Origin of the sequence: Pseudomonas sp. NFPP07 (genome assembly GCF_900115645.1) — a bacterium.
Taxonomy (GTDB): domain Bacteria; phylum Pseudomonadota; class Gammaproteobacteria; order Pseudomonadales; family Pseudomonadaceae; genus Aquipseudomonas; species Aquipseudomonas chlororaphis.
The window spans coordinates 12201-35510 of sequence record NZ_FOXG01000013.1; the positions used below are offsets into that span (position 1 = coordinate 12201).

The following is a 23310-nucleotide window of genomic DNA, read 5'->3' on the forward strand; positions in this document are numbered from 1 at the left end:
GGTGGTCAGGACGCTTGCGACTGGTGTTTCAGGTGGCCGAAGCTCGAAGGCTTGCGGGCTTTTTCCGGCAAGCGGATCTCACCGTTTTCCACGCGCTTGCGCAGGTACTGGTAGGTCTGCAGGGCCTGGCCATACATGTGTTCGCCGATGGCGATCTGCTCGTAGTCGTCCGAGGCCTTGGCGAACTGCGGCAAAGGCTTGATCTGGGTATGGAAGTCGCAGGCGTAGAACAGCGGGAACGAGTAGCGCTCCTCGCTGACGCTGCGCACCCGGTGGGCGGTGGCGACAAAGGCGCCGGCGGTCATCACCTCCAGCATGTCGCCGATGTTCACCACAAAGGCGTCGGCCAGCGGCGGGGCATCGATCCACTGGCCCAGATTGTTCATCACCTCCAGGCCCGGCTTGTCGGCCAGCAGGATGGTGAAGCACTCGTAGTCGGTGTGGGCGCCGATGCCGGGCGCATCCTGGGCCGCGTCGTCGAACGGGTAGTGGATCAGGCGCAGCTTGGAAGGCGGGCGGGTGACCAGGGCGTCGAAATAGTTTTCCTCCAGGCCCAGGGCCAGGGCGAACCCGCTGAACAGGCGCCTGCCGAGGGCGAAGACGGCCGCGTAATAGGCTTGCACCGCTTCCTTGAAACCGGGCAGTTCTGGCCATTCGTTCGGCCCCAGCAGCGGCGTGTTGGCCAGGACCAGGGGATCGTCGGCCGGTACTTCGAAGCCGATGTCGAAGGCTTCCTTGTGATCCGGCTTGCCCTTGGAATACACCTCCTCGCCCTCAGGGACGAAACCCTTGTGGCTTTTCGAGGTGCCGATGTAGTGCTGCATCTTGCTGTCCAGGGGCTGGGCGAAATAGTCCCTGGCGGCCTGGCGCAGGCCGGCGATCAACTGCGGGTCGATGCCATGACTGGTGATGTAGAGAAAGCCCACTTCGCTGGCGGCCGCTCCTAACTGCTCGGCGACGGCCAGCCGGTGCTCCAGCTCGATGCTGAACAGGCCGGCGATGTCCACCACCGGAATGTGCTTGAAGTTGGCCTTGGCCGGGGTGTTATCGATCTTCTCGGGCATGACGCAAGAACCTCACGGACGGGTTGAGTGGGTGAAGCGGTCGAAGTGTTCGCGCTCGGTCCTGGCCATCCACTGGTTCAGCGACCAGAGGTCGGCCACCGGCACGTTGGTGAAGGGCAGGTGATGCAGGTAGCCGTCGGCGCCGAACTCCGGGGTCAGGGTGCTGACCTGGTAGCCACGGGCCTTTTGCGCATGCCAGATGGCTTCCCAGTGCTGCTGGTGGAACGCCAGTTCACGGGCATATTCCGGGGCGGCGGGGTGCGGGACTTGTGGCCCCTGGTCATAGCCGACCCGGGCCTGGATATGGTGAACGCGCTCGACGAAGGCGCTCAGGTCATCGAAGGGGTCATCCAGCAGGCGTTCGCAGGTGACGACCCAGTGGCTGATATCGCTGGTGAAACGCAGGTCGGGCAATTGCCGGATCAGCTCCAGGGTGACCCAGGGATTGAACAGCGAACGGGCGCGGTGGGTCTCGAAGCTGCAGAACTGGCCATGCTTGCGCGCCAGTTCCAGGGCCTGGCCGAAGAACTCGACTTGCTGGGCCAGGGGCCAGCGGTCGTTGCCGGCCAGCACATTGACGAAGCGCGGCGCCAGTTCGGCGGCCCAGGCGAGCTTGCGCTCCAGGTCCAGCAGGTGTTCCTGGAACGCGGCCGATTGTTTTGGCAGGACGTCGTAGGCGGTAAAAACCGTGCAGATGTAGGCGAGGCGATTGCCCCGCAGGAAAGTGCCGAATTCGCCGCGTTCGCGGGCTTGCAAAGGCAGGCGGGCTTCCATACCGTCGAAGCCGGCGGCCAGCAGCTCGTCGAGGGCCTGGGCTGGGCTGGCGGTATAGCCCCAGAGTGTGCGGAATATTTCCAGTTGCATCGGCTAACCTCAAAGATGTCTTGGGCTACTCATGGCACCGCAAAGGCACTGGGCCGAAGCGGCGATACTGGGCAGTAGCAAAAGACATTCCTTGAGCCGGGTCTCTGCGGATCCGGTCTCACCGAGGGCGGTCTGGACGGCTCGCTCTCTGGCGCCGATCTTAAGCAGGCGATGCAGGCATGAAGAATAGGAAGGCTCAAATCGTTACTTCATTTTTTTCTAAACCAATAGCCTGCTACTCATACTTGGGAACCTCGCGGCGGTTTCACCGGCTGTGCTATCGTTGCGGCATCATTGTATGAAGATCAAAGAGAATTCCTGCATGAACGTGGCTGTCTCGGCGACAGAGCGCTTTTCGGGCTGGAGGCAGGTACTGCTGTCCGCCCTGGTCTGTCTGTTGAGCACTTTTGCCGTCGCGCAACCCGAGCCTGCTGCCACCAGCTTGGCAGACCAGCGCGCCAAGGCGGTGACTCAAGTGGTGCTGGGGATTCTCAGTTATGCACGCTGGCCGGTGGAGCCGGCGCAATTGCGTCTGTGCGTGGTGGGGCCGACCGAATACACCGACGACCTGGTCAAGGGTACGACCCAGGCCACGGGCCGCCCGGTTCTGGTGCAGCGCTTGCTGGCCGACAACCCGGCCATCGTCAGCGAGTGCGATGCGGTGTACATCGGCAAACTGACCGACGACCAGCGCGCCCGCCTGTTCACTTCCCTGGTCGGTCATCCGGTATTGAGCATCAGCGAGGGCGGCGACCAGTGCACAGTCGGTAGCCTGTTCTGCCTGCGCGTCAGTGACAATCAGGTGTCATTCGAGGTCAACCTGGATTCGGTGGCGCGCAGTGGCGTGCGGATTCATCCAAGCGTGCTGCAACTCTCCCGTCGTCGACCGGCGGTGCCATGAGCCTCTTCAAATCTCCTGCTCGCCCTACATTGCATTCGGTCATTGGCCGCGGGAACCTGACTGTCGCGTTGCTGGCCATTTCCATGGCCAGCCTGTCCCTGACATTGCTCGGGGTGCTGGCGTTGCGGGTGTATGCCGATCACAACCTGCATCTGATCGCGCGTTCGATCAATTACACGGTCGAAGCGGCGGTGGTGTTCAACGACAGCGCCGCGGCGACCGAAGCCCTGGCCCTGATTGCCTCCACCGAAGAGGTGGCCGATGCCCAGGTACTCGATGCCCGGGGGCGTGTGCTGGCCCATTGGGAGCGGCCGGAAATCGGTTTGCTGACCGATCTGGAAATGCAGATCGCCCGGGCCTTTCTCGAGAAGCCCATCACCGTGCCGATCATGCATCAGGGCCAGGAAATCGGCAGCATCGCCCTGACCGGGCACGGCGGCAGCCTGCTGCGCTTCCTGCTCAGTGGGCTGGTGGGGATTGTCCTGTGTATCGCGGTGAGCGCCTGGGTGGCGCTCTCCCTGGCGCGCCGGCAGTTGCGCGGCATCACCGGGCCGCTGCGCAGCCTGGCCGATGTGGCCCATGCCGCGCGCCGCGAGCGGGCATTCGACGTTCGGGTGCCGCCGGCGGAAATTGCCGAGCTGGACAACCTGGGCAACGACTTCAATGCCCTGCTCGATGAGCTGGAAGCCTGGCAAACCCACTTGCAGAGTGAAAACGAAACCCTGGCCCACCAGGCCAGCCATGACAGCCTGACCGGGTTGCCGAACCGGGCGTTTTTCGAGGGCCGGCTGATCCGCGCGCTGCGCAGCGCCAGCAAGCTCAACGAACGGGTGGCGGTGCTGTTTCTCGACAGTGACCGTTTCAAGGGCATCAACGACAACTTCGGTCACGCCGCCGGCGACGCGGTGCTGATGGCGGTGGCGTCGCGGGTGCGCGCGCAGTTGCGCGAGGAAGACCTGGTGGCGCGCCTGGGGGGCGACGAGTTCGCCATTCTGCTGACCCCGCTGCACCGCATCGAGGATGCCGAGCGTATCGCGGAAAAAATCATCGCCAGCATGGAGATGCCGATTGCCTTGCCAGGCAGTACTTCGGTACTGACTTCGCTCAGTATCGGTATTGCCGTCTACCCTGATCATGGCACCACCCCGGGTGCTCTGCTCAACGCCGCCGATGCGGCGATGTATCAGGCCAAGCGTGTCTCTCGAGGCGGGCAACACACCGCGGGGTCGGAGCCCCCCGTCGTTCACGTTCAATCCAGGAGCTAATTCTTTGTTTTCACTGACTCGACCGTTCTTGCGACTTTTCACCACCGGCCTGTTGCTGGCGCTGCTTTCATTGACCGGTTGCCAGAGCGTGCCGCCCAAGGGGCTGACCCCGCAGCAAGTGGCGGTGCTCAAGCAGGAGGGCTTTGAGCTGACGGACGAGGGCTGGGCCTTCGGCCTGTCCGGCAAGGTGCTGTTCGGCAGTGATATCGAGACACTGAATGCCGCCAGTACCGAGATCGTCGAGCGCATCGGCAAGGCCCTGGTCAGCGTGCACATCGACAAGGTCCGGGTCGATGGACACACCGATGGCTCCGGCAGGGAAAGCTACAACCAGCAACTGTCCCTGCGCCGGGCGAAAAGCGTGAGCAAGGTACTGGTGGCCACGGGCATGCGCGAAGAAAACATCCAGCTGCGCGGCCTGGGCAGCAGCGAACCGGTAGCCTCCAACAGCACGGTGGCCGGACGTACCGAAAACCGTCGCGTCTCGATTGTGGTCATCGCCGACTGATGGGCGAAGACCATCAGCGGCTTTACCCCATCAGCAGGCCCTGATCCTGTTCCCGTCATTCTGCGCAGCAGGATGATCCGCTAGAGTTTGCGCAGGTCTTTGCAGCGCTGTTGGCAGGAAGCCTAGGGCCGGAATGGATCAGGCTCGCCCTCGCATTTTTTCAAGCGAGCGATCACGTCAGCGGCAGTTTTAGTGGTGTCGATCCTGCCTGCTGCATCAAGGTAGATGTCTATCATCCGCCCCCATTTGGGTGTGATGTCGATGCACCGCTGAAAGCCCTTGTCAGTCCACCAAAAGAACATCATGAAGAAGTCTTCATCAGGGAAAATGTGGCTAACCTCGACTGAGGAGCCACCCCCTGGGGGCATGTCTCCTTTATAAATTCGGTGCTGTGTGTTCCAGATATAGCGAAACTCCTCCTGCCCATCATGTGAGAAGTTGACTGCTACGACTGGAGATGCGAAATACCAAAACGCAATAGGGGAGACCACAAGGAGTAGAAATATCCACCGGCCATATCTGAATTTAGGTTTATTTACATTCATGTACTTTGACTCCCTTCCCCCACTCTTGCGGTGTGACCGCAAGTACTTCATCCATTATCAGTTTCGCCGTGACGCCCCCGTTTGGGTATTGCCGATAGAGCTTGATGCCAATGCCAATGGAAATTCGATCCGGGGCATCGTCCCATGCTCGCATACCGTCGATATCTGCTGAGCGGTGCGGGCCTGGTAGTTTCCATTGTTCTTTGGGTTTGAATACTACTTCTTCAGCCTTCCGATACGTATCGGACCCTATTTGCTCTAATCCTGCGCCATCAAGTAGGACTCTTTCGGAAAGACCTCCGGCCATCCCCACATAGCCATAGTGGACGTTCGACCAGATATCGTAGAAGTAATCGTAATCACCCTGTTTGTGGTAAACGACGCCGTTGTACTTCCTTGAGAGTATTGGCTTGTGGTCCCATGGGCGACCCTGACCGACTCGCTCTGTCCAGATAGCCAAAGCCTTCGCTCTCTTTCCCAGCGCTAAGCTGTAGAAGTCAGGGCTTTGACCAAGACGAAGATAGAAAGGAAGTTCCTTATACTTCTTCATTTCAGCTGTTGGGCTAAAGCTGTTGAGGTCTTTCATTTGTCGCACAGACGGGCTGTTGATATTGGTATTCATCTCGCCCGCAATGTAGCTCGCCAGTTCTTCCATCTGGTCAGGGTCATTACAGACCTTTTCTTCTGGATTCTCTTCAGGAGCCTTAGAGGCCTCATTGGGATCGACTAAAGCATTTGCAGCGGCGGCCTTCTCGGTCAGCTTCGGATCAGCCAACAAGGTCGCCATCTTTTCATCGTCTACAGAGCCATCTGAGCGGAACACTCCGAGCATTGCGAAGTTGATGATTGCGGCCCCCTCCATAGGTCCCATGACAAAGCCACCGAAGGTATCGCCTGATCCTGTGATGATCGTCCCGCCGTGACTGGTAGGACTCCCCAAGTGCGCCATAGGACGACCATTCAGGATGATCGAAGGAAACCCTGTGGTAATGACTGCGCCACAGCCGCAAGTGTCACCGACTCGGGCTGCTCCCATGAAGTTGATGTTGATGTCACCAGAAGCGGAAGCAATAGGTGTCGTACCGTGACCGGGAAGCGGGCAGAGGTGTTTATCGCCCAGGCGAGCAGAAGAAAGCATTGATCGTCCTTGTGTGTTGGCGGGTCCGTGAGGCTCTTTGTCGAGCTTCGCGAACCTAACAAGTGACGATGGGCAAGGCTTTAGGACGATTCTGAACTTGGATGAAGCCCGCTCTCATTGCGATCAGCTTTCGCGATTCCGTGCAGGCTATGAGTCGGCAAACACCATCTCCCGGCTCTGCCCCATCAGCAGGCCCTGATTCTGTTCGGTCACGCTGCGGATGTAATCCCACAACAGGGTGATCCGCTTGAGCTTGCGCAGGTCCTCGCGGCAGTACATCCAGAACTGCCGGGTGATGTCTATTTCCACCGGCAGCACTGGCAGCAGGCGCGGGTCCTGGGCTGCCAGGAAGCACGGCAGGATCGCCAGCGAGCGTCCTTGCTGGGCCGCCACGTATTGGGCGATGACGCTGGTGCTGCGCAGGTTGGCGCTGGCGCCGGGCAGCACGTTGGCCAGGTACAAGAGCTCCGAGCTGAACGCCAGGTCGTCCACGTAGCTGATGAATTGATGCTCGCTCAAGTCCGCCGGGCGGCGGATCGGTGGGTGCTGGTCGAGGTATTCCTGGGTCGCATAGAGCCGCAGGCGGTAGTCGCAGAGCTTGCAGCAGACGTAGGGGCCATGCTCCGGGCGTTCCAGGGCGATGACGATATCGGCTTCGCGCTTGGACAGGCTGATGAAGTGCGGCAGCGGCAGGATATCCACCGAGATCGCCGGGTAGGCGTCGACGAAATGGCTCAGCTGCGGGGTGATGAAAAAGCTGCCGAAACCTTCGGTACAGCCCATGCGCACATGCCCGGACAGGGCCACGCCCGAGCCCGAGACCTGTTCGCAGGCCATGTGCAGGGTGCTCTCGATCGACTCGGCATAACCCAGCAGGCGCTGGCCCTCGGCGGTCAGGACAAAGCCATTGGTCCGGGATTTTTCGAACAGCAGGGTGCCCAGCGCGCCCTCCAGCGAACCGATGCGCCGCGACACCGTGGTGTAGTCCACTGCCAGGCGCTTGGCCGCGCTGCTGGCCTTGCGGGTGCGCGCCACTTCGAGGAAAAACTTCAGGTCGTCCCAGTTCAGCGAGCCGAGGGAGGTGATGTTTTTTTGCATGATGGACCGGCTTTTATGTGCGTTCTTATTAGAAGTTTGCACATCTATACTCCAAAAACAGTCCGACAACCAACTCGCGACGCACGCCTCATTTCAAGGCGGTCCCACGCCTTGGCTCCCTGCATAAGAACCTCAAGAAGTCAGGAGACCCGTATGAACGCATCCCTCAAGTCCGACGGCACCACCTTGCAGCAGGTCAAGCTGCTGATCGACGGCCAGTGGGTCGAATCCCAGACCCGCGAGTGGCACGACATCACCAACCCGGCCACCCAGCAGGTGCTGGCCAAGGTACCTTTCGCCACGGCGGATGAAGTCGATGCCGCCATCGAAGCCGCGCATCGCGCCTTCCAGACCTGGAAGCTGACCCCGATCGGCGCGCGGATGCGCATCATGCTCAAGCTGCAGGCGCTGATCCGCGAACACTCCAAGCGTATTGCCCAGGTGCTCAGCGCCGAACAGGGCAAGACCATCGCCGATGCCGAAGGCGACATTTTCCGCGGCCTGGAAGTGGTCGAGCATGCCTGCTCGATCGGCAGCCTGCAGATGGGCGAGTTCGCCGAGAACGTCGCCGGTGGCGTCGATACCTACACCCTGCGCCAGCCGATCGGTGTCTGCGCCGGGATCACCCCGTTCAACTTCCCGGCGATGATCCCGCTGTGGATGTTCCCGATGGCCATCGCCTGCGGCAACACCTTCGTCCTCAAGCCTTCGGAACAGGACCCGCTGTCGACCATGCTGCTGGTGGAGCTGGCGCTGGAAGCCGGCGTTCCGCCTGGCGTGCTCAACGTGGTGCATGGCGGCAAGGACGTGGTGGACAAGCTGTGCACCCACCCGCACATCAAGGCGGTGTCGTTCGTCGGCTCCACTGCGGTGGGCACTCACGTCTACGACCTCGCGGGCAAACACGGCAAGCGCGTGCAGTCGATGATGGGCGCGAAGAACCACGCCGTGGTGCTGCCCGACGCCAACCGCGAACAGGCGCTCAATGCCCTGGTCGGTGCCGGGTTCGGTGCGGCCGGCCAGCGTTGCATGGCCACCTCGGTGGTGGTCCTGGTGGGCGCGGCGAAACAATGGCTGCCGGACCTCAAGGCGCTGGCGCAGAAACTCAAGGTGAATGCCGGCAGCGAGCCGGGCACCGATGTCGGGCCGCTGATTTCCAAGCGCGCCAAGGAGCGTGTGCTGAGCCTGATCGAAAGCGGCATCAAGGAAGGCGCCAAGCTGGAGCTGGACGGTCGCGACGTCAAGGTGCCGGGGTTCGAGCAGGGCAACTTCGTCGGTCCGACCCTGTTCTCCGGGGTGACCACCGACATGCAGATCTACACCCAGGAAATCTTCGGCCCGGTGCTGGTGGTGCTGGAAGTGGACACCCTCGACCAGGCCATCGCCCTGGTCAACAGCAACCCCTTCGGCAACGGCACCGGCCTGTTCACCCAGAGCGGCGCGGCGGCGCGCAAGTTCCAGACTGAAATCGATGTCGGCCAGGTCGGGATCAACATCCCGATCCCGGTGCCTGTACCGTTCTTCAGCTTCACCGGTTCCCGTGGTTCCAAGCTGGGCGATCTGGGGCCCTATGGCAAACAAGTGGTGCAGTTCTATACCCAGACCAAGACCGTCACCAGTCGCTGGTTCGACGATGACAGCGTCAACGATGGCGTGAACACCACCATCCATTTGCGTTGAGGAGTCCGCTCATGAAAATCGCATTCATCGGTCTGGGCAACATGGGCGCACCCATGGCGCGCAACCTGCTCAAGGCCGGGCATCAGTTGAACCTGTTCGACCTGAACCAGGCCGTGCTCAAGGAACTGGCCGAACTGGGTGGCAGCATCAGTACCTCGCCGCGCGCCGCCGCCGCAGACAGCGAGCTGGTGATCACCATGCTGCCGGCCGCGCCCCATGTGCGCAGCGTCTGGCTGGGTGACGACGGGGTACTGGCCGGTATCGCCCGTGGCACGCCGGCGGTGGATTGCAGCACCATCGACCCGCAGACCGCCCGCGACGTGGCCGCGGCGGCCGCCAAGCAAGGCGTGGCCGTGGCCGATGCGCCGGTATCCGGCGGTACCGGCGGCGCGGCGGCGGGCACCCTGACCTTCATGGTCGGCGCCAGCGCCGAACTGTTCGCCACCCTGCAGCCGGTGCTGGCGCAGATGGGCCGCAATATCGTGCACTGCGGTGAAGTGGGCACCGGGCAGATCGCCAAGATCTGCAACAACCTGCTGCTGGGCATCTCGATGATCGGTGTCAGCGAAGCCATGGCCCTGGGCGATGCCCTGGGGATCGACACCAAGGTGCTGGCGGGCATCATCAATAGCTCCACCGGGCGTTGCTGGAGTTCCGACACTTACAACCCCTGGCCCGGCGTGATCGAAACCGCGCCGGCCGCCCGCGGCTACACCGGCGGCTTCGGCGCCGAGCTGATGCTCAAGGACCTGGGCCTGGCCACCGAGGCCGCCCGCCAGGCGCACCAGCCGGTGGTGCTGGGCGCCGTGGCGCAGCAGCTATACCAGGCCATGAGCCAGCGCGGTGAAGGGGGCATGGACTTCTCGGCTATCGTCAACAGCTATCGCAAGCCCCAATAGGGGATTTTTCCGGGAGCCCGCGTCGGGCGGGCTCCCGGTTTTTTGCCATCTCTCTTACCTCAATGGACCTCGCTCCCCTGTAGCCGCTGGCACGGGCCGGGATCGAGTGCGCCGTCCTCGGCAATCGCGCTTGTACAGAAAAATCACATCGGTTTATGACCGTTCTTTACGGTCGAATATCGTCCGTAATATTGGCAAGGCAGGCGATGAAGATTCGCAAGTAGCTTTATCGCGACAATGTATAAGGCATGCTCTGGCAGTATCGGGATTGATAGCTAAGGTGACTTGTGTCGACAGCGTCTCTGTCGAATGACGACATGTCATGGATATGGCATGTATATGAGGTTTTATCAGGGAGATAGACCATGGCAGATGTCCTGAGATACGGAGACAAAGTTCATATCAAGAATGGTTACAATAATTGGGATGGCGGTTATCTCGATACTTGTAATCATGCCACCGCCCCGAACAGCCTTTACGGCGTAGTCACCGCAACCACTCCTCATCGCGGCCCGGGTACTGGCACCTGGATCATCGAGTCCGCGACAGGTAAGGCAGTAGGAACCGAGGTTGAAAGTTGCGATGTGATTCTGCTGTGGAACCTCTACAACAACGAGGGTGGCTATCTGGACACCAATGGCCACGCGACAAAACCGTCGATCTACAACGTGGTCACGGCCCTCAAGGAATCGCGGCCGGCGGATACCCTGCACTGGCGAATTTTCGCCGATACCTCAGATCCCAAGGATTTCAAGGTGAGAGAGGGGGATGTCGTGCACTTCCTGAATGGCTACAACGATGTGCGCGGCGGGTTCCTGGATACCTGTGGGCATGCCAGTGGCGAGGGTGTCAAATATGCGGTATCGACGACCCCCTATCTGAATCGGGACGGCAATACCGGCTCATGGAAAATCTCGAAAGCCAAAGACTAAGTGCCCGATACACCGCCAGGCTCCAGGATGTGCAGAAGGGGACGTTGAAATCGTCCCCTTTTTAGTCGTTGTATTAATAGACTTTCTAAAATTTTAAATGCGGGTTGTCTGCTTGGTTTTTTTGTTTAAGCAAGCTTGCTGGAAGTTTAAATGGGCTGTCTGTATTCGCTGGGGTGAGATGGGTGAACTTCTGGTTGGCCAATATCATTAGGCCGGGAAGTGTATGGCGGGGTGTCTGCCTTATTGCTGTGACTTTATAAAAAGAGGCGCTCCTCAATGATGTGAGCGCCTCTTGATGTTTCGCGGAAAGTCCTTCGCTGGATCGATCAGGCAGTTTGCAAAACGGCGGCCTGAATCTTCGGATATCAGGCGAACACGAAATACTTGCGCACGGTCTCGACCACTTCCCAGGTGCCTTTCATCCCCGGCTCGACCACGAAGATATCGCCGGCGCGCAGGTGGATCGGGTCCATGCCGTCCGGGGTGATCACGCAGTAGCCTTCCTGGAAATGGCAGTACTCCCATTTCACATAGTCCACGCGCCATTTGCCGGGCGTGCAGATCCAGGTACCCATGATCTTGCTGCCGTCTTCGCTGGTGTAGGCGTTGAGGTTGACGGTGTGCGGGTCGCCTTCGAGCTTTTCCCATTTGCAGGCATCGAGAACCGGCAGCGGGTGGGTGTCGCGCAGAACGGTGATGGGGGCAGTCGCGGTCATGAGGACTCCGGGGCGTTGGCTGAGAACTGAAGTCGCACCCTATAGCGCCCGGCACCCGGCCAGTTGTCTGTACTCGACATCGGGGTGCCCAGAAACGCAGTACCCGCCCGTGAAGTGTTGCCGCGGTTTGCATTGAAATTTCCGAGCGAGAATCAGTGATTTCCTGGCAGTTCATGCGAAAGATTCTGCGGTCGCCGGAGTATTTCGCAAGAATCTTCACGGGCATCGCTCGTATGATTCAGATCGAAATGGCCGAGAGCAGCGCTATGAGCACAACCCCAAGCTGGTGGGACATCAGCCCGCCCCTGAGTACCGCGACCCCGACCTGGCCGGGCGATACGCCGTTCCAGGAAGAGCGGGTCTGGCAATACGGGCCCGAATGCCCGGTGAACGTCGGGCGCATCACCCTGTCGCCGCACACCGGTGCCCATGTCGACGCGCCGCTGCACTACAGCGCCGATGGCGCGCCGATCGGCGAGGTGCCGCTGGATGTCTACCTCGGCCCGTGCCGGGTCGTGCATTGCCTGGGTTGCGGGCCGCTGGTGTTGCCCCGGCACCTGGAGGGGCACCTGGACAACCTGCCCGAGCGGGTGCTGCTGCGTACCTATCGACAGGCGCCGTTGAGCACCTGGGACCCGGACTTCAGCGCTGTGGCCAAGGAGACCGTCGAGCTGCTGGCCAGCCACGGTGTGCGCCTGATCGGCATCGACACCCCGTCCCTCGACCCGCAGCAATCGAAAACCATGGAGGCCCATAACACAGTGGCCCGCCATGGCCTGGCGATTCTCGAGGGCATCGTGCTCGATGAGGTGGCTGAAGGCGACTACGAACTGATCGCGCTGCCCCTGCGTTTCGCTCATCTGGATGCGAGCCCGGTGCGCGCCATCCTGCGGCCTTTGCCGCGATAATTCCTACAATAGTATTTACAACAACGAAGCTTCGACCCCGCGCGCCCTCGATCAAGGCCGGCGCCGGGTGATCGACCGGCCGCGACCTGACATGAGGAGCCCACGCGATGAGTCAATGTCCCTATTCGAACAACCCGCCGCCCGACAACTGGCATAACGCCGAGCTGAATTTTTCCGACTCCATGAGCTACGGCGACTACCTGGACCTGGGACGCATCCTCAATGCCCAGCACCCCTTGTCGCCGGACCACAACGAAATGCTCTTCATCATCCAGCACCAGACTTCGGAGCTGTGGATGAAACTGATGCTGCACGAGCTCAAGGCGGCTCGCGAGCACGTGCATCAGGGGCAGCTGCCACCGGCGTTCAAGATGCTGGCGCGGGTGTCGCGGATCTTCGACCAACTGGTGCATGCCTGGGCGGTGCTGGCGACCATGACCCCGTCCGAGTACAAGTCGATCCGCCCGTACCTGGGGCACTCGTCGGGTTTCCAGTCGTTCCAGTACCGCGAAATCGAGTTCATCCTCGGCAACAAGAGCGCGACCCTGCTGCGCCCCCATGCCCATCGTCCGGAACTGCTCAAGGAACTGGAGCTGGCAATCGCCACGCCGTCGCTGTACGACGAAGCCATCGGCCTGATGGCCAAGGCCGGGCTGGCCATCGACCCCGAGCGCCTGGCCCTGAACAGCCAGGCGCCGACCCAGCATGACCCGTCGGTGGAGGCCGCCTGGCGCGAGGTCTACACCGACCCGTCGCGCTACTGGGATCTGTACCAGTTGGCGGAGAAGTTCATCGACCTGGAAGACTCCTTCCGCCAGTGGCGCTTCCGCCATGTGACCACGGTGGAACGCATCATCGGCTTCCAGCCCGGCACCGGCGGCACCGAAGGCGTCGGTTACCTGCGCAAGATGCTCGACACCGTACTGTTCCCCGAGCTGTGGCGCGTACGTTCGACGCTGTAAGCGGCAAGCCAACAAAAAGGCCCGGCATTCATCGAATGCCGGGCCTTTTTGTTTATGCCGAGCTGTAGCCGCTGGCGCAGCCTGCGATCGGCTCCGCAGGAGCCGCAAAACCGCTCACTGCGGTGGGGCAGGCTGAACGCGGTCGCCTATTTTACGGCCGCTGCGCGCCCGATCGCAGCCTCGCGGGGCTCGGAGCGGCTACAAGGTTTCCTCGTTTTCTGTAGCCGCTGGCGCAGCCTGCGATCGGCTCCGCAGGCGCCGTAAACCGGCCACTGCGGTGGGACAGGCTGAACACGGTCGCCGGTTTTGCGGCCGCTGCGCGCCCGATCGCAGCCTCGCGGGCTCGGCAGCGGCTACAAGGTTTCCTCGTTTTCTGTAGCCGCTGGCGCAGCCTGCGATCGGCTCCGCAGGCGCCGTAAAACCGGCCACTGCGGTGGACAGGCTGAACACGGTCGCCTGTTTTGCGGCCGCTGCGTACCCGATCGCAGCCTCGCGGGGCTCGGCAGCGGCTACCGGGGCAGGTGCCGCCGTTGTCAGGCCATCGCGCGAGCGCCAGACCTGGCCACGCGCAGGCGGTAGAACGCCCAGATCAGCGCAACCCACACCGGGATGGCGTAGACCGACACCCGTATGCCGGGAATCATCAGCATCACGCTGACGATCATCAGCATGAAGGCCAGGCACAGGTAGTTGCTGAACGGAAACCAGAAGGTCTTGAACGACGGCACTATGCCTTGCTGGCCCATGGACTTGCGGAACTTCAGGTGGGTCAGGCTGATCAGCGCCCAGTTGATCATCAGGGACGCGACGACCAGCGCCATCAGCAGTTCCAGCGCTTCCTGCGGCGCCAGGTAGTTGACCACGACGCAGAGCAGGGTGATCAGCGCCGAGACGCCCAGGGCCAGCAATGGCACGCCCTGCTTGTTCAGCTTCATCATCGCCCTGGGCGCGTCGCCCTGTTCGGCCAGGCCGTAGAGCATGCGGCTGTTGCAGTACACGCCGCTGTTGTACACCGACAGCGCCGCGGTCAGGACCACGAAGTTGAGGATGTGCGCCGCGGTGTCGCTGCCGATCAGGGCAAAGATCTGCACGAACGGGCTGCCGCTGTAGGAGTCGCCGGAAGCGTTGAGGGTCTGCAGCAACTGGTCCCAGGGGTACAGCGACAGCAGCACGGTGAGGGCGCCGACGTAGAAGATCAGCACCCGGTACACCACCTGGTTGATCGCCTTGGGGATTACCTTGCGTGGCTCGCTGGCCTCGGCGGCGGTGATGCCCACCAATTCCAGGCCGCCGAAGGAGAACATGATGAAGGCCATGGCCATCAGCAGGCCGGTGCCGCCATTGGGGAAGAACCCGCCGTGGCTCCACAGGTTGCTCACCGCCGCCTGCGGGCCGCCGCTGCCGCTGGCCAGCATGTAGCAGCCCAGGGCGATCATGCCGATGATGGCCACCACCTTGATGATGGCGAACCAGAACTCGGCTTCGCCGAAGAACTTCACGTTCATCATGTTGATCAGGTTGACCAGCACGAAGAACACCGCCGCGCTGACCCAGGACGGGATTTCCGGCCACCAGAACTGCACGTACTTGCCCACGGCCGTGAGTTCGGCCATGCCCACCAGCACGTACAGCACCCAATAGTTCCAGCCGGCGAGAAAGCCGAAGTAACCGCCCCAGTATTTGTGCGCGAAGTGGCTGAAGGACCCGGCCACCGGTTCCTCGACGATCATTTCGCCGAGCTGGCGCATGATCAGGAAGGCGATGAACCCGGCTATCGCATAACCGAGGATCATCGAAGGGCCGGCGGACTTGAGCACGCCGGCGGAGCCCAGGAACAGTCCGGTGCCGATCGCCCCGCCCAGGGCAATCAGCTGGATATGGCGGTTCTTCAAGCCACGCTTGAGTTCGCCGGGTTTCAGGATCTCATCCACTAATCACGCTCTCTTCTCATTGTTATCGGATCTGTCCGTATTCGCGGCCAGATCGCGGCTGACGGCGGACGGATCAGATATTACTCTCGGTGAACTTCTCGTAATACAGCTGGACGCTCTCAAGTTGCTGATCTTGCAACCAGTTCCTGATCGACTCGACCATCGGTGGCGGCCCGCAGACGTACATGTCCACCGGAGTATCGCGCAGTTCGCTGCAATCGAAATGCTCGGCGATATAACCGCGCTTGCCCGGCCAGTCCGCCGTCGGCTCGCTGATCACCGGAGTGTAGCGAAAGCCCGGCAGTTGGCCGGCATAGGCCTCGATACGCGCGGTTTCGCACAGGTCAGCGACGTTGCGCACCCCGTAGTACAGGTGCACCGGCTGGGTGCAGCCGTCGGCGACCAGTTGCTCGAGCATGGCCAGCAGCGCCGACAGCCCGGTGCCGCCGGCCACCAGCACCAGCGGCCGGACGATATGGCGCAGGTAGAAGGCGCCCAGCGGCGCCTCCAGCTCAATGCGGTCGCCGACCTGGCAGCGTTCGCGGAGGTAATTGCTCATCGCCCCGTCGGGCAGCAGGCGCAGGAGGAATTGCAGCTGCTGGCTGCCCGAACGGTTGGCGAACGAGTAGGAGCGCTTGCTCGACGTGCCGGGGACCGACAGCCGGGCGTATTGCCCCGGCAGGAAGTCCAGCGCCGCCTGACCCTCGTCGAGCTGCAGTTGCAGGATCGCCGTGCTGTCGGAGATCTGGCGCACTGCGCTGACTGTGGCGCCGAGCTGTGCGGGCCCCGCGGCGCTGCACAGACTGGAATCGAAGTCGAAGTAGAAGGTGGCATCGGACTGCACCCGGGTCTGGCAACTGAGCATCTTGCGCTGCTCCAGGTCGGCGCTGGAGAGGGCTTCCTCGTCCACGTAGTCCTGGCTGTAGGTGCCCGATTCGCAACGGCCCTGGCAGGTACCGCAGACACCCTCGCGGCAGTCGAGGGGAATCTTGATGCCGTTGCGCAGGGCGGCGTCGAGCAGTATTTCATTGGCGTTTACAGGGAAGAACAGCGTCTTGCCGTCGGCAAAGCTGAACGCGACCTTGTGGTTCATGCCCGGTCTCCGTCAGAGGTGGTAGAAATCGAGCACCGAGTTGATGGTGTCGTTGAGCAGCAGCACATGCTTGCGGGTGATCAGCCAGCTGTCGCCGTGGGCCTTGAGGCTGTAGGTGGCATGGCCGAAGAACTGCTCGGCGGTGGCCAGGCGATAGAACAGCGTGTGCCAGTTCAGCCGTACTTGCAGGCTGCCGTCGGCCAGCTCGGCGATTCGCACGTTGCTGATGTTGTGCAGGGTGCGCGGCATCGGAATGGTCGAGGCGGCCTTGCCGGTACGCAGGCGGAACACCCGGTCTTCCAGGCCCGAGCGGTTGGCGTAGTAGATCAGCGACATGCCGCGTTTCGGGTCGGTGGTGTAGACATGCTCGGAGTCCCACTGCGGCAGGTGGAACTCGCTCTGCGGGTCGAAGAGTTCGAGGTAGGCGTCCCAGTCCTGGGCGTCGCACAGCTCGGACTTGCGGTAGAAAAACTGCTCGATACGGTATTGCAGTTGCGCACTCATGTTCACACCTCACGCAGTTTCAGGGATTGCCGGGCCAGCCCGTCGAGGAGGAATCTCTGCCAGTTGCGGTGCTGGTTGACGTACAGCCCTTCGTGGGTGAATTCGGTGCCGGTCATGGCTGGCTGGATGCCGATGGCTTCGCTGTTGCGGGTCGGCCCGGTTGCCCAGCGGTGGCTGCCGCGGGAGATGTCGCTCCAGCGTTCCAGGCGGCCCTGGAAACCGCGCTGGGCTTCGCGGAATTCCACCAGGTCGTCGGGGGTGCCCATGCCCGAGACGTTGAAGAAGTCCTCGAACTGGCGGATGCGGTTTTCCCGGTCGGCGTCGGACTCGCCCTTGACCCCGATGCACTGGCTGATGATCTCGGTCTTGTTCCAGGCCAGCGGGCGGATGATCCGCAGCTGCGAGCTGATCTGGTCGAGGAAGAACAGGCTCGGGTAGACGTTGAGGTTGCGCAGGCGGTGCATCATCCATTCGGCTTTTTCCTGGCCGTACTCTTCCACCAGTCGCGGCATGATGGTGGCGTAGCCGGAGCGCACCGCGGGGTTGGGCATGTCGCTGAACAGCACGCTGTGGCCGTTGTTGAAGGCGAACCAGCCGTCGTCGGTGTTGGCGTCGCCGGCGCCGAGCTTGCTGTAGTCGAGGGTGGCGCTGGCGCCGCCGTTCTCGCTGTTGACCTGCTGGCGGTGCTGCACCGTGGCCACGTAGTTGTAGTGCACGGTGCTCACGTGATAACCGTCGAGGCCGTTCTCGTTCTGCAGTTTCCAGTTGCCGTCGTAGGTGTAGGCGGACTTGCCGGGCAGGACTTCCAGCTCACCAGTGGGCGACTGGGCGACCATCATGTCGAAGAACACCTTGGCGTCGCCGAGGAAGTCCTCCAGGGAGTTGTCAGCGTGGACGTCGAGGCTGATGAAGACGAAGCCCTTGTAGCTGTCGATGCGGGCCTTCTTCAGGCCGCGGGTGGCCTTGTCGAAGCCTTCGGGGTATTCCCCCGGCGCCTTGACCTTCACCAGGCGCCCGTCGCTCTTGTAGCACCAGGCGTGGAACGGACAGGTGAAGGTGGACTGGTTGCCCTTGCCGAGCCGGGTCAGGGTGGTGCCGCGGTGCTGGCAGGCGTTGATCAGCGCGTTGAGCCGGCCTTCGCCGTCGCGGGTGATGATCATTGGCTGGCGCCCGGCGCGCATGGTGACGAAGTCGTGGTTGTTGGCCAGCTCGCTTTCGTGACAGGCGTAGATCCAGTTCTTCTCGAAGATCAGTTCCATCTCCAGGTCGAACAGCTCGGGTTCGGTGAACATGTCCCGGGCGATGCGGAATACGCCGTCGTCCGGACGAAAATCCAGGCAGCCGTCGATGAAGCTTTTCCATTGTTCTGTGTTTCTTGCACCACTCATGAGTGAGTACCTTTCTTGTTCAGGCCAATCGGTGCATGCATTAGAGAGAGTGCGGGGCAGGGGTGGCTATCCGCTTAGTCGGCCAAGGCCATCCACAAAATTGCATGGCCACGTTCATCTGTAGCCGCTGCCGCAGGCTGCGATCGGCTCGGTCCGCGTTCGGGCGCAGCAGGCGCAAACCGGGTATTGCGGTGTTTCAGGAGGATCGCGGGCTCAGGTCTTGCGACGACTGCGTCGTCGATCGCAGCCTGCGGCAGCGGCTACGGGGCGGCGTTCAGGTGTGGTGGAAATACCCAGGGCCTGGGTGGCAGGCGATCAACGGCTGCACCGCGATGTCGCGATGAGCTACTGTTTGGCGCAGTCTTGCGTGGGTTTTGCGCACCGGGTGGACGGGTTCTATCCACTTAGTCGGCGATTGCTATCCAGTCGGTTGGCAGTGCCGGGCGGTGGCGCAAAACTTGCTCTTGCAGGTCACTACTTCAAATCAGACGCGCCGTCAGAGCGCGCAAAAAAAATATTGCCGTGGGTGCGCCGTGATGAATAGCAAGGCTGATTCGCAGTTTCGCGATATTCGTATCGATCGTTACGACCTCGAGGGGGCGAGAAGCTGGATGTCTGGCATTTGCGGGCCGCATCGGCTCGAAACCAGCACCCCCGAGCGCATCCGCTTTCACCACAGCGCCAACGTGTTCAAGTCGCGGGCCACGACCCTGGGCACCATCGAATACGGCACCGACGTCACCATCGATATCGAAGACGCCGAGCGCTTCAGCAGCTACAGCCTGAGCCTGCCGCTGAGCGGCGATCAGGAACTGAGCAAGGACGGCCGGTTGCTGCGTTCCAACCGCGACCAGGGGGTGATCATCGCGCCCAATGAAAGCCAGATGCTGGCGATCTCCGGTGACTGCCGCAAAGTCCAGGTGGTGATTACCCGGGCGGCCATGGGCGAGGCCCTCGAAGCCTTGCTGCAACGCCCGCCGCAAGCGCCGCTGCGCTTCGAGGCGGTGATGGATGCGGTGGAGGGGGCGTCGGCGTCCTGGTGGCGCATGGCGCGCTATTTCATCGCCGAGCTGGAGCGCAGCAGCGAGCTGTACGAACAGCTGGCCTTCACCCGGGACCTGGAAAGCTCCTTGATCAAGGGCCTGATCCTGGCCCAGCCGAACAACTACTCGGCGCAGCTGCGCGAGGTGCTGGAGGTCAAGTTGCCCCACTACCTGGTCCGCGCCCGCCAGTACATTCACGCCAACGCCCGCGAACCGCTGGGCCTGGAAGACCTGGAAGCCGCCGCCGGGGTTTCGCGCTTCAAGCTGTTCGAGGCCTTCAAGAAGTATTTCGCCCTGTCGCCGATGGTCTACCTGAAGAAGTACCGGCTCAACGCGGTGCGCCAGGAGATCCTCGAACACGGCTCGGCGCGGACCATTTCCGAGATCGCCCTGGGCTGGGGCTTCTGCCATCTGGGGCGGTTCTCCGCCGAATACCGCAAGCTGTTCGGCGAGTCGCCCAGCGTCACCCTGCAGCGCCACGACGCGCGGCGCCTGGGTGGTTTCTAGGCAAGCCTACTTGCGCAGCACCAGGTCCAGCAGGCCGTCCTGTTCCTTGATTTTCTGCAAGACGATTTCCGAGCGGATGTCGGTGACCCCGGACGTGCGGTTCAGGTGATTGACGATGAAATCCGAGAAGTGCTTGAGGTTGCGCGCCTGGACCCGCAGCACATAGTTGCTGGCGCCGGTGACCACATAGGCGGTCACCACTTCCGGCCACTGCTGGACCTTCTTGATAAAGGTCTCGTGCCAGTCCGCCACGTCCTGGCGCAGCGACACATGAACGATGGCCTCCAACTCGATCCCCAAACGCTCGGCATTCAGTACCGCGCGATAGCCACTGATGATGCCTTCGCCCTCCAGCAGGCGCAGGCGACGCAGGCAGGCCGAGGGCGAGAGGGCGACTTTCTCCGCCAGCTCCTGGTTGCTGATACGGCCGTCCTGTTGCAGGAAGTGCAGAATTCGCAGGTCTGTAGAGTCGAGAATCATGGTTGGCATTTATCCGCGTTTTTTTAAGTTGTAGTCGAATAATCTTCGAGACTATGCCGCTCTCATAGCGCATTTTGCACGAAAATTCTCCAGGGCTTCGTTCATTATTTCTTCACCGCGCAGCCGCCGATGCCGCCCCTGGCATGGCGTGTGCCGCCGCATGCCTTAGTGAAAAACAGGACTTCCCATGACAACAAGAAACCACTGCCTGGCCCTCGATGCACAGGACCCGCTGGCACCGCTGCGCAACCAGTTCGCGCTGCCCGACGGGGTGATCTATCTCGACGGCAACTCCCTCGGCGCCCGCCCGGTCGCGGCCCTGCAACGGGCGCAACAGGTGATTGCCGAGGAATGGGGCAATGGCCTGATCCGCAGCTGGAACACCGCCGGCTGGCGCGACCTGTCGCAGCGCCTGGGCGACCGCCTGGCCAAACTGATCGGCGCCGATGCCAACGAAGTGGTGATCACTGACACCACCTCGATCAACCTGTTCAAGGTGCTCAGCGCCGCCTTGCGGGTGCAGGCGCTCAAGGCGCCGCAGCGGCGGGTGATCGTCAGCGAGAGCAGCAACTTTCCCAGCGACCTGTATATCGCCGAAGGCCTGACCGAGATGCTGCAGCAGGGTTATTCCCTGCGCCTGGTGGACAGCCCCGAGGAGTTGCCCCAGGCCATTGGCGAAGACACCGCGGTGGTCATGCTGACCCACGTCAACTACAAGACCGGCTACATGCACGACATGCAGGCGGTGACCGCGCTGACCCACGAATGTGGCGCGCTGAGCCTGTGGGACCTGGCCCACTCCGCCGGCGCGGTGCCGGTGGACCTGAAGCAGGCCGGCGCCGACTACGCCATCGGCTGCACCTACAAATACCTCAACGGCGGCCCGGGCTCGCAAGCCTTCGCCTGGGTCTCGCCGGCCGTCTGCGACCTGGTCAGGCAGCCGTTGGCCGGCTGGTTCGGCCATGCGCGGCAGTTCGACATGGAAGCGCAATACCAGCCGAGCAGCGGCATCGCCCGCTACCTGTGCGGCACCCAGCCGATCACGTCGCTGGCCATGGTCGAGTGCGGCCTGGAGATCTTCGAGCAGACCGACATGGCCAGCCTGCGGCGCAAGTCCCTGGCCTTGACCGACCTGTTCATCGAACTGGTGGAACAGCGCTGCGCGGCCCATGGCCTGAAGCTGGTCACCCCGCGCGAACACGACAAGCGCGGCAGCCATGTCAGCTTCGAACACCCCGAAGGTTATGCGGTGATCCAGGCCCTGATCGCCCGGGGCGTGATCGGCGACTACCGCGAACCGCGGATCATGCGCTTCGGCTTCACGCCGCTGTACACCCGCTTCAGCGAAGTCTGGGACGCGGTGCAGATCCTCGGTGAAATCCTCGACCAGAAAACCTGGTCCCAAGCGCAGTTCCAGGTGCGCCACAGCGTCACCTGATACCCCTGGCCTCGTTGTCCTGCCGTGGCGATTTTTTCGGCGGCGGGGCTTCGGTCGCCTCCAATAAAGCGTTCTGAGAAAACATAATAATAAGGAACATGCAGAATGAAGCCGCCCCTCTGGTCAGCCTTGCCGCTTGCCATCAGTACCTGTCTCGGCCCACTGGCGTATGCCGCCTCCGACCATGGATTCGTCGAAGACAGCAGCCTGACCCTGACTAACCGCAACTTCTATTTCTATCGCAACAACCTCAACAACCCCGGCGCCCAGAACTATCGGAACGAGTGGGCTCATGGGGTCCTGCTGGATTACCGATCCGGCTATACCCAGGGAACCGTCGGCTTCGGCATCGACGCCTTCGCGCAGGTGGGGATTAAACTCGACAGCGGCAAGGGGCGTAGCGGTACGGGTTTGTTGCCACTCGACTCCGACGGTCGCGCCGAGGATGAATACTCCGAAGCGGGCGGTGCGCTCAAGATGCGGATCTCGAAAACCGAACTCAAATACGGCAACCTGACACCGCTCAACCCGGTGTTCGGCACGGGCAACGCGCGACTGTTCACCCAACAGGCTAACGGCTTTCAGCTGACCAGCAGCGAGTTGAACGGCCTGCTGCTCGACGCCGGGCACTTCACTTCAGGCAACGACAGTGCATCGACCAATGACGACGGCGCCCTCAAAGCCTTGTATGCCGGCGTGGAAACCCGCAGCGTCGATTACCTGGGTGGCGTCTATAGCCTGAACGACCAGTTAAGCGTCAGCCTGTACGGCTCGCAGTTCACCGATATCTGGCGGCAGTACTATGCCAATGCCAGCTACACCTACCCAGTCAGCGCAAGCCAGTCGCTGAACCTTGACTTCAATATCTACCGCACCAACGACACCGGCCAGAGCCTGGCCGGGAAGATCGACAATACCACCTGGTCGCTGGCCGGTTCCTACAAGGTCGGCGCACATCGCTTGACCCTGGCCTATCAACGCGTCGATGGCGATGAGCCGTTCGATTATCTGGGGTTCGATCAGCAGCCGGGCACCTCGATCTTTCTCGCCAACTCAATACAGATCGTTGATTTCAACGCACCCAACGAACGTTCCTGGCAACTGCGATATGACTTGGACATGGCGCCTTTCGGTGTGCCGGGGCTGAGTTTCATGTCGCGGTATGTCAGCGGCGATCATATCGACGACAGCCACTATGACGGTGGCGTCAATGGCGCCTATGGCCGTTACGGTAGCGACGGAAAACGCTGGGAACGGGACATTGAAGCGCGCTACATCGTGCAGTCCGGCAAGGCCAAGGACCTGTCGCTGCGAGTGCGCCAGGGCTCGCTGCGTTCAACCAGCCAGGTGGCTCGAGCGGATACCACCGACAACAATGAAGTTCGACTCATTATCGAATATCCGCTGAGTATTTTCTGATCCATTCGCTGCCGCATATGACGGCCC

At 61.8% G+C, this 23310-nt stretch carries 21 protein-coding genes and 1 pseudogene; 11 read left to right on the forward strand and 11 right to left on the reverse strand.

Annotated features, from left to right (window positions below):
- Positions 1–5: 5 nt before the first annotated feature.
- Both BM019_RS28195 and BM019_RS28200 read right to left on the reverse strand, forming a co-directional pair.
- A complete protein-coding gene (locus BM019_RS28195; protein WP_062823748.1) occupies positions 6–1064 on the reverse strand; it encodes an isopenicillin N synthase family dioxygenase in 1059 nt (352 codons plus the stop codon).
- A gap of 12 nt (positions 1065–1076) precedes the next feature.
- Complete coding sequence (locus tag BM019_RS28200) at positions 1077–1928, reverse strand: sugar phosphate isomerase/epimerase family protein (RefSeq protein ID WP_092422042.1); 852 nt, start codon at positions 1926–1928, stop codon at positions 1077–1079.
- A 322-nt stretch (positions 1929–2250) separates the two neighbouring features.
- On the opposite strand from BM019_RS28200, the gene BM019_RS28205 reads away from it, so the two are divergent.
- The 3 genes from BM019_RS28205 to BM019_RS28215 are packed head-to-tail and all read left to right on the forward strand — an operon-like array spanning position 2251 to position 4602.
- Positions 2251–2829, forward strand: a complete 579-nt coding sequence (locus BM019_RS28205) for a regulatory sequestration protein YfiR (RefSeq protein ID WP_062823746.1) — start codon at positions 2251–2253, stop codon at positions 2827–2829.
- The gene (locus BM019_RS28210; protein WP_009042047.1) at positions 2826–4094 is read left to right on the forward strand and encodes a diguanylate cyclase DgcN/YfiN; all 1269 of its coding nucleotides are present in this window, start codon (positions 2826–2828) and stop codon (positions 4092–4094) included. The genes BM019_RS28205 and BM019_RS28210 overlap by 4 nt, the downstream gene beginning before the upstream one ends.
- Positions 4095–4098: 4 nt before the next feature.
- Positions 4099–4602, forward strand: a complete 504-nt coding sequence (locus tag BM019_RS28215; RefSeq protein ID WP_053277333.1) for an outer membrane lipoprotein YfiB — start codon at positions 4099–4101, stop codon at positions 4600–4602.
- Positions 4603–4724: 122 nt separating this feature from the next.
- Here BM019_RS28215 and BM019_RS28220 read toward each other — a convergent pair whose 3' ends face one another.
- From BM019_RS28220 to BM019_RS28230, 3 genes are all read right to left on the reverse strand, one after another.
- On the reverse strand, positions 4725–5147 hold the full coding sequence (locus BM019_RS28220) for a hypothetical protein (RefSeq protein WP_092422045.1): 423 nt from the start codon (positions 5145–5147) through the stop codon (positions 4725–4727).
- Positions 5134–6285 carry a polymorphic toxin type 44 domain-containing protein gene (locus tag BM019_RS28225; RefSeq protein WP_092422048.1) on the reverse strand — a complete coding sequence of 384 codons (1152 nt, stop codon included), beginning with the start codon at positions 6283–6285 and terminating at the stop codon, positions 5134–5136. The genes BM019_RS28220 and BM019_RS28225 overlap by 14 nt, the downstream gene beginning before the upstream one ends.
- Before the next feature lie 147 nt (positions 6286–6432).
- Complete coding sequence (locus BM019_RS28230) at positions 6433–7383, reverse strand: LysR family transcriptional regulator (protein WP_092422051.1); 951 nt, start codon at positions 7381–7383, stop codon at positions 6433–6435.
- A gap of 153 nt (positions 7384–7536) precedes the next feature.
- Here BM019_RS28230 and BM019_RS28235 point away from each other — a divergent pair, with 153 nt between their 5' ends.
- From BM019_RS28235 to BM019_RS31100, 3 genes are all read left to right on the forward strand, one after another.
- Positions 7537–9063 (forward strand): CoA-acylating methylmalonate-semialdehyde dehydrogenase, encoded by a 1527-nt coding sequence (locus tag BM019_RS28235; RefSeq protein ID WP_007922163.1) that lies wholly within the window; start codon positions 7537–7539, stop codon positions 9061–9063.
- Between the two features lie 11 nt (positions 9064–9074).
- Positions 9075–9962 carry a 3-hydroxyisobutyrate dehydrogenase gene (mmsB, locus tag BM019_RS28240; protein WP_053259553.1) on the forward strand — a complete coding sequence of 296 codons (888 nt, stop codon included), beginning with the start codon at positions 9075–9077 and terminating at the stop codon, positions 9960–9962.
- A 365-nt stretch (positions 9963–10327) separates the two neighbouring features.
- Positions 10328–10894 carry a hypothetical protein gene (locus BM019_RS31100; protein WP_037004463.1) on the forward strand — a complete coding sequence of 189 codons (567 nt, stop codon included), beginning with the start codon at positions 10328–10330 and terminating at the stop codon, positions 10892–10894.
- A gap of 365 nt (positions 10895–11259) precedes the next feature.
- On the opposite strand, the gene BM019_RS28250 is transcribed toward BM019_RS31100, so the two are convergent.
- Complete coding sequence (locus BM019_RS28250) at positions 11260–11610, reverse strand: cupin domain-containing protein (protein ID WP_007922165.1); 351 nt, start codon at positions 11608–11610, stop codon at positions 11260–11262.
- Positions 11611–11876: 266 nt separating this feature from the next.
- Between BM019_RS28250 and kynB the strand changes: the two genes are divergently transcribed.
- Together kynB and kynA are read left to right on the forward strand one after the other, a co-directional pair.
- Positions 11877–12518 carry an arylformamidase gene (kynB, locus tag BM019_RS28255; protein ID WP_092422210.1) on the forward strand — a complete coding sequence of 214 codons (642 nt, stop codon included), beginning with the start codon at positions 11877–11879 and terminating at the stop codon, positions 12516–12518.
- A 107-nt stretch (positions 12519–12625) separates the two neighbouring features.
- Positions 12626–13480, forward strand: coding sequence for a tryptophan 2,3-dioxygenase (kynA, locus tag BM019_RS28260; protein WP_053259555.1), 855 nt, complete (start codon positions 12626–12628; stop codon positions 13478–13480).
- 509 nt (positions 13481–13989) lie between these two features.
- On the opposite strand, the pseudogene BM019_RS28265 reads toward kynA, so the two are convergent.
- From BM019_RS28265 to antA, 4 genes and pseudogenes are all read right to left on the reverse strand, one after another.
- Positions 13990–15411: pseudogene (locus tag BM019_RS28265) on the reverse strand (amino acid permease).
- 73 nt (positions 15412–15484) lie between these two features.
- Positions 15485–16504, reverse strand: a complete 1020-nt coding sequence (gene antC, locus BM019_RS28270) for an anthranilate 1,2-dioxygenase electron transfer component AntC (protein WP_092422054.1) — start codon at positions 16502–16504, stop codon at positions 15485–15487.
- 12 nt (positions 16505–16516) lie between these two features.
- Positions 16517–17008 carry an anthranilate 1,2-dioxygenase small subunit gene (gene antB, locus BM019_RS28275; protein ID WP_062823738.1) on the reverse strand — a complete coding sequence of 164 codons (492 nt, stop codon included), beginning with the start codon at positions 17006–17008 and terminating at the stop codon, positions 16517–16519.
- Between the two features lie 2 nt (positions 17009–17010).
- On the reverse strand, positions 17011–18396 hold the full coding sequence (antA, locus tag BM019_RS28280; RefSeq protein WP_062823737.1) for an anthranilate 1,2-dioxygenase large subunit: 1386 nt from the start codon (positions 18394–18396) through the stop codon (positions 17011–17013).
- Between the two features lie 536 nt (positions 18397–18932).
- Between antA and BM019_RS28285 the strand changes: the two genes are divergently transcribed.
- Positions 18933–19946, forward strand: a complete 1014-nt coding sequence (locus BM019_RS28285) for an AraC family transcriptional regulator (protein WP_092422058.1) — start codon at positions 18933–18935, stop codon at positions 19944–19946.
- A gap of 6 nt (positions 19947–19952) precedes the next feature.
- On the opposite strand, the gene BM019_RS28290 is transcribed toward BM019_RS28285, so the two are convergent.
- On the reverse strand, positions 19953–20426 hold the full coding sequence (locus BM019_RS28290; RefSeq protein WP_007927404.1) for an Lrp/AsnC family transcriptional regulator: 474 nt from the start codon (positions 20424–20426) through the stop codon (positions 19953–19955).
- A gap of 187 nt (positions 20427–20613) precedes the next feature.
- Between BM019_RS28290 and kynU the strand changes: the two genes are divergently transcribed.
- On the forward strand, positions 20614–21864 hold the full coding sequence (kynU, locus tag BM019_RS28295; RefSeq protein WP_092422061.1) for a kynureninase: 1251 nt from the start codon (positions 20614–20616) through the stop codon (positions 21862–21864).
- Between the two features lie 105 nt (positions 21865–21969).
- Positions 21970–23283, forward strand: coding sequence for an OprD family porin (locus BM019_RS28300; RefSeq protein ID WP_092422064.1), 1314 nt, complete (start codon positions 21970–21972; stop codon positions 23281–23283).
- The last annotated feature ends 27 nt before the right edge of the window (positions 23284–23310 follow it).